Here is a 13,074-nt window from a genome sequence, read left to right as displayed (position 1 = left end):
TCAATCCCGCAGGTTCATAGATCCGGCCCGATGACGAGGTGCAGACGGGCCGGCGGCAGTCCGCCGCTATCGTCGTCCTTGGTCAGGGCGAAGGCGACGTCGAGCCGGACCTGACCGATCGGCGAGGCCCAGCGCACCCCGACGCCGGCGCTCTGGGCGAATTCCTGTTCGTAATCCGGATCGAAGGCATTGCCGAAATCGGTGAAGACGGCCGCGCTCCATGGCCCCTTGATCCGCCGTTCCAATTCGAGACTGCCGACGGCGAGATAGCGTCCTCCGACGGTCTCATTGGTCTTGGGATCGTTTGGGCCGAGCGCCTCGAATCCCCAGCCACGGATGGAGCTATCTCCACCGGCATAGAAGCGACGGCTCGCAGGCAGATCGTCCAGATTCTCGGCCCAGGTCGCGCCTAGATTGGTCCGGGTGATAAAGCGATAGTCGCGGGTGAAGCGCCTGATCCATTTGAACTGGATCTGACCGCTGAGATAGGAGGTCTCCGAGACTACGCCCTCGACCGCCCCGAGCAGCGCGTATTTGATCCGGTAGCCACGATTGGTGTTGATGGGGTCGTCCGAAACCGTCTTGGACCAGGAGACGCTGGGCACCAACTCGTTGGTGACGCCGAGCGAGGCGCTGTCGAGGTCGAAATCCTCGTAGCTGTAGTCGAGACCGATATTGCGTCGCCAGCCGTGCTCGGTCAGAGTCGAGTGGGCAGCCTGAACGCCGTGCGTCCAGCCTTTGCGGGTATCGGTGTCATAGCGGCTGGAGCTGGGCTTGATGATGATGTAGTCGCGCGTCGGATCCTGGATCGGAATGCGATAGTCGAGCTCAATCGTCGACAGGGCGGGAGCCAGGCTGAGTTCGGCACGCAGCTTGTGTCCGTGACGCCCGATATAGCGGCGTCGGTAATCCAGGCTCAATCGCGGACCGATATCGGTCGCGAAGCCGAGGCCGACCCGGTACTTGTTGGCCTTGTTACGCTTGGCCACGACCTCGATCGGAACCTCATGATCCGGGCCGGCCTCACCCGTGTGCGGGATGATCTCGACATCGCTGTAATACTCGCTGCCCAGCAGACGGCTCTGAAGACCAATCAAGTCATCCGGATCGTAGACGTCGCCCGATTTGAAGGTCACGTATTTCTGAAGAAAGTCCTCGTCGAGCAGATCCTGTCGGAAGCTGACGTGACCGATGCGGTATTTGGGTCCGGTCTGAAGATGGACATGGATATGGGCGCTGTAGGCCACCGGGTCGATGAGCACTTGATGGCGGACCATCTGATAGTCGAGAAACCCGGCCGATGTTGCGTTGTAACGCAGATCCGACTTCGCCTTCTCGTAGTCCGAATGCAGCAGGACGTCCCCGATCTTCATCGGAAACGTCTTGGGGAAGGCCGGATCCTCGGCCCCCTCGCCCTCCACCTGATAGTCGACCGAACCGATCTTGATCGGATCGCCCGGATTCACGCGGTAGGTCGCGAGCCAGGTGCCTCCAGCGTCCGAGGGCTCCTTCAATGCATCCTCGACCTGAACCCGATAGAGCCCGAAGGGCGCCAAGGCGTCGGCGATCTGATCGGGCGCCATGCGATGCAGCGCCAGAACCCGAGCCGGCGTCAGATCCGCGTCTCCGCGCTCGCGATAGATGTCTAGCAGCGCCAGGACGTTCGACTCCCGTGCCCCCGAGAGACCCTCGACCTTGACATCCAGCTTGAGCGCAAAGGCCGTCTGCTGAGCGAGCATGAGCAACAGGGCCGTCCCCGCACGCAGCCCGTAGCGCCCGATACGCGCAAAGAACGCGCCTGTACTCCGTCCATCGGTGAGAGTCCGAACCATCCTTACCCCCGGCAATCCGCCGCCGCGCGAGTCAGACCTGCTCAGCGGAGAAACCGACCTCTTGGATGGCAGCGATAAGCGCAGCCGAATCCACCGAACCGACAACCCGCGCCGATCCTGTTTCCAAATCGACCTCGACGCTATCGACGCCCGCAACCGACTGAATCGCCTGGGTCGCGGAACGAATGCAGTTTGGACAGTGCATGCCCGTGATCTTGATTTCGACCATTGTCGATGTCTCCTCTTAGGCTGTGTCGCCCACTGATTTCAAGGTCAGGTGACAGAATCGAGTGCGATCGGCGCTCGCACCGAAGTCATTGCGAAGCCATGAAGCGGGCGGCGCCAAACAAGGGTGTCAGAGGCTGGAGGATAACCCGCACCGGCATGCGTCGCATCAAGCAGCCCATGCGGCCCTTGTCGAAAAAGCCTTCAAGGAACCCGCCCTGACGCAACAGGGCAAGGTTTTTCAAGGGGATACCGCCGCCAAGGTAGACGCCACCCAGCGCCATGTGCTTGAGCGCCGCATTGCCTGCCTCGCGCCCGTAGAGCCGCAGAAAGAGATGCATCGCCTCGACACAAATCGGACAACGCTCGATGGCTGCAGCCTGAGCGACCACGGCCGCCGTATCGCCGCCCTCGTCGATCGCGCGACGCAGCCAGACGGGAGACTCGCAATCATGGTAGCGAAGCAGGAATTCATAGATGTTGGCGATCCCAGGCCCGGAGACCACACGTTCCCAGCTCACTCGACCGAAGCGCATCTTGAGGTAGCGGAGCATGGCGAACTCGAGATCGTCCGCCGGAGCGAAATCCGTATGTCCGCCCTCGGTCGCGAAGGCATGATGGCGAAAGCCATCCCAAAAGAGTCCCGCCTGCCCTAGACCGGTGCCCGCAGACACCACGCAGGCGTTCCCCTTACCCTCCCCCTCGCCGGGATGGAGTTCTGCGAGATCCGTGTCGCGAAGCGCTGAAACGCCCCAGGCGACGGCCTCCAGATCGTTGAGGAACTCGACACCGGCGAACCCAAACGCAACCTCCAGCGCATCGGCATCGAGCGACCAGGGCAGATTGGTCGCCTCGCAGCGGCGATCCTGCACCGGACCGGCGACCGCGAAGGCCGCGAAGCGGCAATGCACGCCGGTCTCGATGCGGTAGCGATGAATGATCTGCTCGAGGGAATCAAAGGCAGCGCTCGGATAACGTCGAGGCTCGGTGACCGACACAACCTCGCAATCCGTTTCCGCGATTCCCAGCGCCGTCTTGGTACCACCGATGTCACCCACCAACAAGCGCATTGCGTGTCTCCCATCGTCAGACGGCGAACAACCCACGACCCCGGCAAAACAGAGGCCTCGGGCCGGAAGGCGGGGATAATAGCAACTTGCGGGCTCGACTGCGAAATCAGGACCTTGGCATTCCTGGGCGCGGCCGTAAAACGCCGCCGCCCGCGAGTCGCGGGCGGCGGCGTATTTTCATCATTACGTGTACAAGCAGACGTCTATTTGGTCGTCATGCTTTGCGGCGCGCTCACTGCCGGATAGGCATACCCCGGATAGGCATATCCCGGGTAACCGTAGACTGGTGCACCCCAGCCATAGGGAGCGCCGTAGCCTCCGTAGTAGGGGACGCCATAGCCGTAAGGTCCGCCCCCATACCAAGGACCACCGCCGTACCAAGGACCACCGCCCCAGGGGTTGAACCAATCGAACGGACCCCAACCCCAGAAGGCGTTGGCGGACACAGAACCCAATGCAGAGACGCCCGCGACGGTGGCGGCCATCAAGAATCGCTTCATGGTCATCATCGTAATTCCTCGCGAATGTAGAGTGTCTATCGGCAAATCGGACCGAACGCTTCGAACCGATTCACCCTCCGCGAGACTAAGATTAGGATGGTTGAATTACCGCTTCGTTGATCTCTATCAATAAGGGTTTGCTTAACATCGCCGTCTTGCAACCCCATCTAAGTGGACGTCGAAGCGATCCCCGGAAAACTTATAGGCCAAACCAATCGCTATGATTTCCACAATCCATTTCACGGATTAGTCGAATCCTCCTATCATGGCACCCGTCGGCAGCGAACAGCCCGCCAACACCGAAACGTTCAACCTGGATCGGCTTCGGACCGAGATCCGAATCAACAGCCCTAAAAACGCTACAAGGAGAATCAACAGATGTTTGAAGATCGCACAGGCAGCCGCATTCCCAACGTCACCTTCCGCACCCGCAGCGGACACGAATGGGTGGACGTCACGACCGACGACATCTTCGCCGGCAAGACCGTGGTCGTCTTCTCGTTGCCGGGCGCCTTCACGCCCACCTGTTCGTCTTCGCACGTGCCGCGCTACAACCAGTTGACGCCCCAAATGAAGGCACATGGCGTCGATGACGTGGTCTGCATCTCGGTCAACGACACCTTCGTCATGAACGCCTGGAAGGAGGCCGAGCACGCCGACAACCTAACCTTCATTCCGGACGGCAACGGCGAGTTCACCGAGGGCATGGGCCTGCTGGTCGACAAGGACGACCTGGGCTTCGGCAAGCGCTCCTGGCGCTACTCCATGCTGGTGCGTGACGGCGTGATCGAGAAGATGTTCATCGAGCCCGAGGTCGAAGGCGACCCCTACGAGGTCTCCGACGCCGGCACCATGCTCGCCTACCTCGCACCCGAGGCGCCCAAGCCGCTGGACGTCGCCGTCTTCACCCGAGACGGATGCCCCTTCTGCGCGCGTGCCAAGGAGGCTCTGAGCGACGCCGGCATCCCGTTCGAGGAACTGGTCCTCAACAAGGACTACACGGAACAGGGCCTGCGCGCCGTCTCCAATGCCGCGAGCGTGCCGCAGGTCTTCGTCGACGGCAAACTGATCGGCGGCTCCGACGACACCATCGCTTGGCTCAAGAGCCGCGCGGCCTAAGACGACCGCCAGGGCCCCGTCATCGACCGGCGGGGCTCCTCGAATCCCGCCGCGCCCCGTCCAGAAGGCCAAACAGGCTCAGCCGGGGATGGAGCCAAGGTGGAATCCGAACCCCTTCCGAAGACTCGACGCCTCCCGGCATTCACAATGCCGGGAGGCCCACTCCCCCACCCTCGCCATTGACATGAAGCTCCAGCCGCGCCGAAAGGCTGCCTCATCCGTGCGAGAATAGTTGCAGCTTTCATCCTCAGAGGTACCCAACATGAGTCAGCATTTCGATCTGATCGCGATCGGGGGCGGCAGCGGCGGCCTGGCGGTCGCGGAAAAGGCCGCTCAATTCGGATTGCGCGTCGCCATCGTCGAGGCCAGCAAGCTGGGCGGGACCTGCGTCAACGCCGGTTGCGTACCCAAGAAGGTCATGTGGTATGCGGCCAATCTGGCCGCCGCCGTCGCCGACGCACCGGACTTCGGCGTCAACGCCCATTCGGACGGACTCGACTGGGGCAAGCTGATCGCGGGACGCAACCGCTACATCGCCAACATCAACGACTACTGGGACGGTTATGCGCAGCGGCTCGGCATCAGCCTGATCCAGGGTTACGGTCGCTTCGTCGACGCACACACCATCGCGGTCGGCGAGGAGCAGTACACGGCCGACCATATCGTGATCGCCACTGGCGGGCGCCCCATCGTGCCGCGCCTGCCCGGCGCCGAGTTCGGCATCAGCTCGGACGGATTCTTCGCACTGGAGGAACGCCCCCGGCGCGTCGCCATCATCGGCGGCGGCTACATCGGCGTCGAGCTGGCCGGCGTACTGCGCGCCTTCGGCACCGAGATCACCATGGTCGCCCTTGAGGACCGGGTGCTCTGGCTCTTCGACCCGCTGATCAGCGAGACCCTCGCCGAGAACATGCACGCCGAGGGCATTCAGACGCATCTGGAATTCGAGGTCTCCAAGCTGGAGAAGGACGCCGACGGCCTCCTCGCCCTGGTGGCGAGCGACGGCCAGCGCTTGAGCGGCTTCGATCAGGTCATCTGGGCGGTCGGACGCGCCGCCAACACCCGCGACCTCAACCTGGAGGCCGCCGGCGTCGAGGTGCAACCGAACGGCATCATCCCGACGGACGCCTTCCAGAACACCAACGTCCCAGGCGTCTACGCACTCGGCGACATCACCGGACGCGACCCGCTGACCCCGGTCGCCGTCGCCGCCGGACGCCGTCTGGCCGAGCGTCTGTTCAAGGACAAGCCGGATCTCAAGCTCGACTACGAGAACATCCCGACCGTCGTCTTCGCCCATCCGCCGATCGGCAAGGTCGGACTCACCGAGCCCGAGGCGCGCGAACGCTACGGCGATACCTTGACGATCTACGAGACCAGCTTCACGCCCATGCGCTACGCGCTCAACGCGCACGGACCCAAGACGGCCATGAAACTGGTCTGCACCGGGCCGGAGGAGAAGGTGGTCGGCATCCACCTGATCGGAGACGGCGTCGACGAGATGCTGCAAGGCTTCGCCGTCGCGCTCAAGATGGGCGCCACCAAGGCGGATCTGGACAACACCGTCGCCATCCATCCCTGCAGCGCCGAGGAGTTGGTCACCCTGAAGGTGCCGGTGCGCACCCCGGGCGACCACTAAGCTCTCCCTCGAACCCGGCGCCGACCGACGTCGGGTTCGGCTGTCGATGCACGATGGAATCGGTCCGCATGGCGCCGGATGTGGTCGAGGCGCCGCCGGTGGAATCGGGTTCGGACGTCGCGGACCCGATGCATCGAGCCTGCCGCCCCCTCGACGAAGAGATTGCGCACTTGAATCGAGGCCCACTCGGTTGGAGACTGGAGCCATGTCCGAGCCTTTGGATCGATCCTGGCGATTCGGACCCCACTCTTACGAACGGAAACCTACGCCTCGTGTCGTCCAAACCGAAAATCAAAGAATTGCTCGTCGAGAGCGCCTGCGAACACAACAAAGGCAAGAAAGGATCTTGCAACGCCCCCACGCCCGGAGCCACCACCGGCGGCTGCGCCCTCGACGGGGCGCAGATCGCCCTCTTTCCCTTTGCCGATGCCGCCCATCTGATCCACGGCCCCATGTCCTGCGTCGGCGGGGCCTGGGAGACGCGTCTGACGCCGACCAGCTGGTCCGGGCGCGATCTGACCCAGACCGGTTTCGCCACCGACATCACGACCAACGATGTGGTCTTCAGCGGCGAGAAGAAGCTGGCCGCAGCGATCGATCATATCGTCGCGCACTATGCGCCCGAGGCCGTGTTCGTCTATTCGACCTGCGTCACCGCCATGACCGGGGACGACATCGACGCCGTCTGCAAGCAGCGGAGTGAAAAACACGGCATCCCCTGCGTGCCTGTGCATGCCCCCGGTTTCGTCGGTGCAAAGAACCTCGGCAGCCGCATCGCCGGAGAGGCCGTGCTGCGCCACCTGATCGGGACCAAAGAGCCGGAGGAGACGACCCCCTTCGACATCAACCTGATCGGCGAACACAACAACACCGGCGAGCTCTGGCGCTACCGGCATCTGCTCGAAGAGCTCGGCATCCGCGTGCTCTCGACCTTCAGCGGCGACGGGCGCATCGCCAGCATCCGCACCGCCCACCGGGCCAAGCTCAACGTCATCGTCTGCGCCAAGTCCCTGGTGTCGATGACCCGCAAGATGCAGGAGCAGTATGGGATTCCCTGGATCTCCTGTTCCTTCTACGGCAAGACCGACACCTCGGCCGGCATCCTGGCCATCGCCGAGGCCCTGGGCGACGCCGATCTGATCGAGCGCACCCGCGCCCTGATCGCCCGCGAGGAGGCCCGGCTGGAAGAGAAGCTGGCCCCCTATCGCGAGATCTTCGCCGGCAAGAAGGCGGTGCTCAACACCGGCGGCAACAAGTCCTGGTCAATCGCCTCGGCGCTGCAGGACCTGGGGATCGAGGTGGTGGCGACATCGGTGCGCAAGTCGACCGAGGCCGACAAGGCCAAGGCGCGCGAATATCTGGGAGAGAACGCCATTCTCATGACCAACCCAGCGACCCAGCAGGCGAAGGTAATCGACGACACAGGAGCCCATCTGCTCCTGGCCGGCGGGCGCTCGCTCTATACCGCGATCAAGAAGCGGATCGCCTTCACCGACGTCAATCAAGAGAAGAAGAAGAGCTACGGCGGTTACAACGGGCTGCTGGTCCTCGCCGAGGACCTCAAGAACTCGCTGCAGAACCCAGTCTTCGAGCTGGTCGACAGGAAGGCACCATGGCAAAAGTAAGACGCAAATCGGGCAAACCGCTGCAGGTGAACCCCCACAAACTCTCCCAACCGATGGGAGCGACCCTGGCGTTCCTGGGGGTCGACCGCTGCATGCCCCTGATGCACGGAGCCCAGGGCTGCGCCAGCTTCACCAAGGTGATGTTCACCCGTCATTTCTGCGAGCCCATCGCACTGCAGACGACTGCGGTGAACGACGTGATCGCCGTTTTGGACGGCGGCGACTACAGCATCGTCGAGTCGATCAAGAACATCCACGACAAGGTCGCTCCCGAGTTGGTCGGGCTGCACACCACCGGCTTGACCGAGACCAAGGGGGACGATATCCGTGGCGTCGCCAGCAAGATCGACGTGCCCCTGGTCTACGTCAACACCCCGGACTACCAGGGCGGCCTGGAGAGCGGCTGGACCCTGACGACCCAGGCGCTGATCGATCAGCTCACCAAGCCCAGCGACCAGATCGATGCGCGGAAGATCGTGCTGGTCCCCCACGTCAGCCTGCAGCCGATCGAGGTTGAGAAGCTCCGAGAGTTCATCGAAGCCTTCGGCTTCAAGGTCGTCGCCGTCCCGGATCTCTCCTCCTCGCTGGACAATCATCTGGGCGAGAAACAGGCGTCCCTGAGCAGCGGCGGGGTGACGGTCGCCGAACTCGAACGGCTCGCGGACGCGGCCTTCGTCGTCACCCTCGGGGCCTCCGTTAAACCTGTCGGCGCAACCTTGCAGAAGAAGAATCCGTCCATCCAGCACCGGCACTTCGATCATGTCAATGGTCTGCGGGGAACCGACGCGCTGGTCGCTTGGCTGCTCGATGCGAGCGGTCGGGACGCACCTCCGGAGGTAGTGCAGCGCTGGCGCAAGCGGCTTCAGGACGCCATGCTCGACAGCCATTTCTCCATCGGGCAGACCCGTTTCCTGCTGGTCGCCGAGCCGGATCATCTGGCGTCCATGGCCGCCTCGTTACGCGAGGTGGGCGGCAAGGTCGCCCTGGCGATCGCCACGGTCGATTCGCCCATCCTCGACGACATCGAGGCGGATCAGGTGATCGTCGGGGATCTCGAAGATGCCGAAAAAATGGGCGATGACTACGATATCGTCATCGGCAATTTCCACACCGAGGCCCTTGCGCATCGCGTGGGGAAAAAGGCGGTCATGAGGGGCTTTCCCAATTACGAAGAGGTCGGGATCGCCTTGAAAAACGACGTCCTTTATGAGGGCGGCGCCTATTTCCTGTTTGAAATCGCCAATACCGCCGAAAAAATGAGGGAAGACCAAGTTCACCATGAGCGTGAACGGATCAAGCGGCAAAGTATCGCTGAATCGGCATGACCAACGCTGCAATAGGGAAACGCTGATTTTTCGCGTTTCCCGTCCGGGCCAAGGATGGTCCGGCATGTTCAAGCGCCTAAGCGATTGAACATGGAGCGCGTCGAATGCCCGTCAGGCATTCGATCGGCATCTCCATAGCGAATTCCTCGCGCCAACCAAGCATCTACCTGAAATCCCTGGTGAATACTGAACACATGAAACTCTCGGTCGCCCCGATGTTGGATTGGACCGACCGGCATTGCCGCTATTTCCTTCGTCTCATCTCGCGCCACACCCTGCTCTACTCCGAGATGGTCACCACCGGTGCGCTCATCCACGGCGATTGCGAGCGCCATCTGCGCTTCGATCCGACCGAGCATCCGCTCGCGCTCCAGCTCGGCGGCTCCGACCCGGCCGACATGGCGCGCTGCGCACAGATCGGCGCCGACTGGGGCTATGACGAGATCAACATCAACGTCGGCTGTCCCTCGGACCGGGTCCAGAACGGACGCTTCGGCGCCTGTCTGATGGCCGAGCCTGGACTGGTCGCCGAATGCGTCAAGGCGATGAAGGACGTGGTTTCAATTCCGGTAACGGTCAAGACCCGGATCGGAATCGACGACCGCGACAGCTACGAGGAACTGGTCGATTTCGTCGGTGCTCAAGCCGAAGCCGGCTGCGACGCCGTCATCGTTCACGCCCGCAAGGCCTGGCTGAGCGGATTGAGCCCGAGAGAGAACCGCGACATTCCGCCGTTGCGCTACGACGTGGCCCTGCGGCTCAAACGGGACTTCCCCGATCTCCCCATGGCCGTCAACGGCGGCATCAAGACACTGGACGAGGCGGCAGAATTTCTGACCCAGCTTGACGGCGTCATGATCGGGCGTGAGGCCTATCAGAACCCCTGGATCCTCGCCGAGGCCGACCGACGCATCTTCGGCGACGACCGAGCGCCGCCGGACCGCTTCCAGGTCCTCGACGACTTCATCCGTTACGCCGAGCGCGAGTTGGCGCGAGGCACGCCGCTCGCCGCCATGAGCCGGCACATCCTGGGACTGTTTCAAGCCCAGCCCGGCGCGCGGGCCTGGCGTCGCCAAATCAGCGAGCAGGCCCATCGCAAGGGCGCCGGGGTCGATGTCCTGTCGGCGGACTGCATCTCTCTGGCATGCGCACGCATGGCCGAGCGCGACCGCTTGGAGGACGCCTGACTCAGCAGCGCTTTTCGGATTCTCGACCGGGCACATTCGAAAGAGAGGTCCGCAACAGGTCGAGTGCCGAGCCGTACTCGAAACGCTCGACCAGAGCGCACAGACGCGCATAGTCCGCACCGAGCCGATTCCCGAGCAGGACCGACTCCGAGACGACCAGATCGTTAGCGGCCATATCGCCCTTGCCGAGCAGGGTTTGGAGACGTATCAAGATCCCTGTATCCAACCCAGCCGAATCGACCGTGACCTCAGGGTCATCTTTCGACTCAGCCCTCCCCGAAACGGCCTCCGTCCCATCGCGCTCGAAGTCCCGCGCGTCGAGCGGCCGTCCATCCGTCTCGCTCATGGAGAGATCCAAGGCGTCATTGGTGACCTGGAGCAGATGGACGGCCGCGCGCTCCATCCTCGCCAGACGCTCACCCTGCGACCCCGCCCCCAGATCGCGGCGCAGCTCATGGGCCAATCCGATGATGATGCTCGCCGGGACCCGGATCTCGTGGCTCATGTTGGCGAGGAAGACGCCCTTGGCGCGATTGGCCGACTCGGCGCGCTCCCGCTCGTCGGCCAGCTCGGCGGTGCGCTGGGCGACCAGCTCCTCAAGGTGCTGACGATGCCGCTCCAACTCGCTCGCCAAACGCTTGTGCTCGGTGACATCCTCCTGGATGGAGACGAAATGGGTGATGCGCCCGTCGGGCTGGCGGATCGGGGCGATGATGGCGGCGCAGACATATTGGGTCCCATCCTTGCGACGGTTGTGGAACTCCCCCTTCCAGATATCGCCTCGACGTAGCGCGTCGCGTAGCGAGGCATAGGTCTCGGGAGGCGTCTTGCCCGATTGGAGCAGTGCGGGCGTCTGACCGAGGAGCGCCTCCCGGGTGTAACCGGTCTGACGCAGGAAGGCGGGATTGACGTAATCGATGCGAGTCTCGGTGTCCGTGATGATGACGCTGGCCGGGGTCTGCTCCACCGCCTGGGAGAGTTTGCGGAGACGCTCGCTCGCCGCCTTGCGCTCGGTGATATCGGTGTGTAGACAGGCGAGCAGACCCGAGCGCGACGCGAAAAAATGGACCTCGGAGCAATGCCCGGAGAATTCCAGCTCGAACGTCGCGGGCACGGAGCTTGTCACCACCTGGGAGGCGATCCGAAGCCAGGCGTCCTCGGCAGCTGGGTAGAGCTCCTTGAGCCGATGCCCGACGAACGCCGAGCGCGGCAGACCCAGCAGGCGGATGTGGGCCGGATTGACGTCCAGATAGCGCCAATCGACGACCTCGCCTCGTTCGTCCCGGATCAACTCGGCCAGGAAAAAACCCTCTTGGATACTCTCGAACAACTCGCGATACCGCGCCTCGCTCGCCCGAAGCGCGGTCATCGCCTCGCGCGCCGGCGTAATGTCGCGCCCAATCCCGAGCACGCCGATCAGGGCGTGCCGAGCGTCGCGGATCGGCGCCTTGATGGTCTCCAGCCACTCGCGATGACCGTCGCTGAGAAAGGTGACCTCTTCCTCGTTGACGCAAGGAACCTCCCCCGCCAGGGCGGCGAGATCGTGGTGACGAAAGGCATCCGCCATCTCCGGGGCAACCAGGTCATAGTCGGTGCGGCCGATGATCTCGGCCTCCGAGACCCCAAACAGCTGTTCGAGACGGGCGTTTCCGGCCAGATAGCGGCCGTCGATATCCTTGACCCAGACCGGATCGGGCAGCGTGCGGATCAGCGTCTTGAGCAGATCGCGCTCGCGGTCGCGCGCCGCTTCCGCATCACGGCGGCGGGACTCGTCACGCAGTACCAGCACCCCACCCAGCAACCGACCGTCCGCCATCCGGATCGGCGAGGCATGCTCGCTGACCGAGATTGCGTCTGCGGACGCGGACAGAAGACAGACCGTGCGGTGTTCCTCGACCTGAGTGCCCGTCCCCAGAAACTCGGTCAGCGCATCCGTCCTGGGACGGTGGGTCCGTTCGTCGACCAGATGCAAAACACTGGACAGCGGGCATCCGACAACCGATTCGGCGGATAACCCAAGCAGCCGTTCCGCCGCCCGGTTGGCGAAGGTCACCAGCCCCTCAGGATCCGTCGTGATGACGCCATCGCCGATACTCGACAAGGTCACGGCCTGCCGGGTCAGGATCGCCTCACAGCGGCGACGCCCCCAGTGCACCCACTCGCAGAGGATGCTGATCAGAACCCCGCTGGTGACGAGCAACGCCAGTTGCGCCGAATCATGGGCATCGGCGACCAGGAAGCTCTCGACGGGAGGCATCGCCGTATAGGCGAGCCCCAGGTACGCGCCCAATGTCGCCAACAGCCCTGGCCCCAAACCGCCGACAGCGGCGACGAGGAGGATCGCAGGTACGAGCAGGAGCACGAAGGTATGGCCCTGGAACGACACCGCCACTATCGAGCGAAGGAGCAGCGCGAGCAGGACCACCAGAACGGCGATCAGATAGAACGACCACTGCGGCCAGCAGCGAAAGCCGACCAGACGGTCCATCGCAGTCGCGCTGGACACCGCCAAAGCGGTTGGTCGACCATCGACAGTCTCCTTGCGCATCGGC

The 13,074-nt window shown here is 63.4% G+C and carries 10 protein-coding genes; 5 read left to right on the top strand and 5 right to left on the bottom strand.

Translation table 11 applies throughout. The annotated features are described in order from the left end of the window. Positions 1 to 14 precede the first annotated feature (14 nt). The 4 genes from ACFSJC_RS07850 to ACFSJC_RS07835 all read right to left on the bottom strand — a co-directional run bounded on the left by ACFSJC_RS07850 (position 15) and on the right by ACFSJC_RS07835 (position 3,627). Entirely contained in the window at positions 15 to 1,832 is a 1,818-nt protein-coding gene (locus tag ACFSJC_RS07850) for an autotransporter assembly complex protein TamA (RefSeq protein WP_386025439.1), read from the bottom strand. Positions 1,833 to 1,863: 31 nt separating this feature from the next. Next, positions 1,864 to 2,061: a heavy-metal-associated domain-containing protein gene (locus ACFSJC_RS07845; protein WP_386025437.1), complete on the bottom strand. Its 198-nt coding sequence runs from the start codon at positions 2,059 to 2,061 to the stop codon at positions 1,864 to 1,866. 85 nt (positions 2,062 to 2,146) lie between these two features. Further along, entirely contained in the window at positions 2,147 to 3,127 is a 981-nt protein-coding gene (glk, locus tag ACFSJC_RS07840) for a glucokinase (RefSeq protein WP_386025435.1), read from the bottom strand. Between the two features lie 203 nt (positions 3,128 to 3,330). Continuing rightward, positions 3,331 to 3,627, bottom strand: a complete 297-nt coding sequence (locus tag ACFSJC_RS07835; protein WP_386025433.1) for a sulfur globule protein CV3 — start codon at positions 3,625 to 3,627, stop codon at positions 3,331 to 3,333. A gap of 378 nt (positions 3,628 to 4,005) precedes the next feature. Here ACFSJC_RS07835 and ACFSJC_RS07830 point away from each other — a divergent pair, with 378 nt between their 5' ends. The 5 genes from ACFSJC_RS07830 (at position 4,006) to dusA (ending at position 10,522) form a co-directional block, all read left to right on the top strand. Further along, on the top strand, positions 4,006 to 4,746 hold the full coding sequence (locus ACFSJC_RS07830) for a glutathione peroxidase (RefSeq protein ID WP_386025431.1): 741 nt from the start codon (positions 4,006 to 4,008) through the stop codon (positions 4,744 to 4,746). A 262-nt stretch (positions 4,747 to 5,008) separates the two neighbouring features. After that, positions 5,009 to 6,385, top strand: coding sequence for a glutathione-disulfide reductase (gorA, locus tag ACFSJC_RS07825; protein ID WP_386025429.1), 1,377 nt, complete (start codon positions 5,009 to 5,011; stop codon positions 6,383 to 6,385). Between the two features lie 272 nt (positions 6,386 to 6,657). Beyond that, positions 6,658 to 8,010 carry a nitrogenase iron-molybdenum cofactor biosynthesis protein NifE gene (gene nifE / locus ACFSJC_RS07820; protein WP_386025428.1) on the top strand — a complete coding sequence of 451 codons (1,353 nt, stop codon included), beginning with the start codon at positions 6,658 to 6,660 and terminating at the stop codon, positions 8,008 to 8,010. Beyond that, positions 7,998 to 9,335: a nitrogenase iron-molybdenum cofactor biosynthesis protein NifN gene (gene nifN, locus ACFSJC_RS07815; RefSeq protein WP_386025426.1), complete on the top strand. Its 1,338-nt coding sequence runs from the start codon at positions 7,998 to 8,000 to the stop codon at positions 9,333 to 9,335. Before nifE ends, nifN begins: the two co-directional genes overlap by 13 nt. Before the next feature lie 194 nt (positions 9,336 to 9,529). Continuing rightward, positions 9,530 to 10,522 (top strand): tRNA dihydrouridine(20/20a) synthase DusA, encoded by a 993-nt coding sequence (gene dusA, locus ACFSJC_RS07810; RefSeq protein ID WP_386025927.1) that lies wholly within the window; start codon positions 9,530 to 9,532, stop codon positions 10,520 to 10,522. A 1-nt stretch (position 10,523) separates the two neighbouring features. On the opposite strand, the gene ACFSJC_RS07805 is transcribed toward dusA, so the two are convergent. Then, a complete protein-coding gene (locus ACFSJC_RS07805; RefSeq protein WP_386025425.1) occupies positions 10,524 to 13,070 on the bottom strand; it encodes a PAS domain S-box protein in 2,547 nt (848 codons plus the stop codon). Positions 13,071 to 13,074 lie beyond the last annotated feature (4 nt).

The organism is Thiorhodococcus fuscus, assembly GCF_042682685.1.
Classification (GTDB): Bacteria; Pseudomonadota; Gammaproteobacteria; order Chromatiales; family Chromatiaceae; genus Imhoffiella; species Imhoffiella fuscus.
This window is presented reverse-complemented; position numbering and strand designations above follow the sequence as displayed.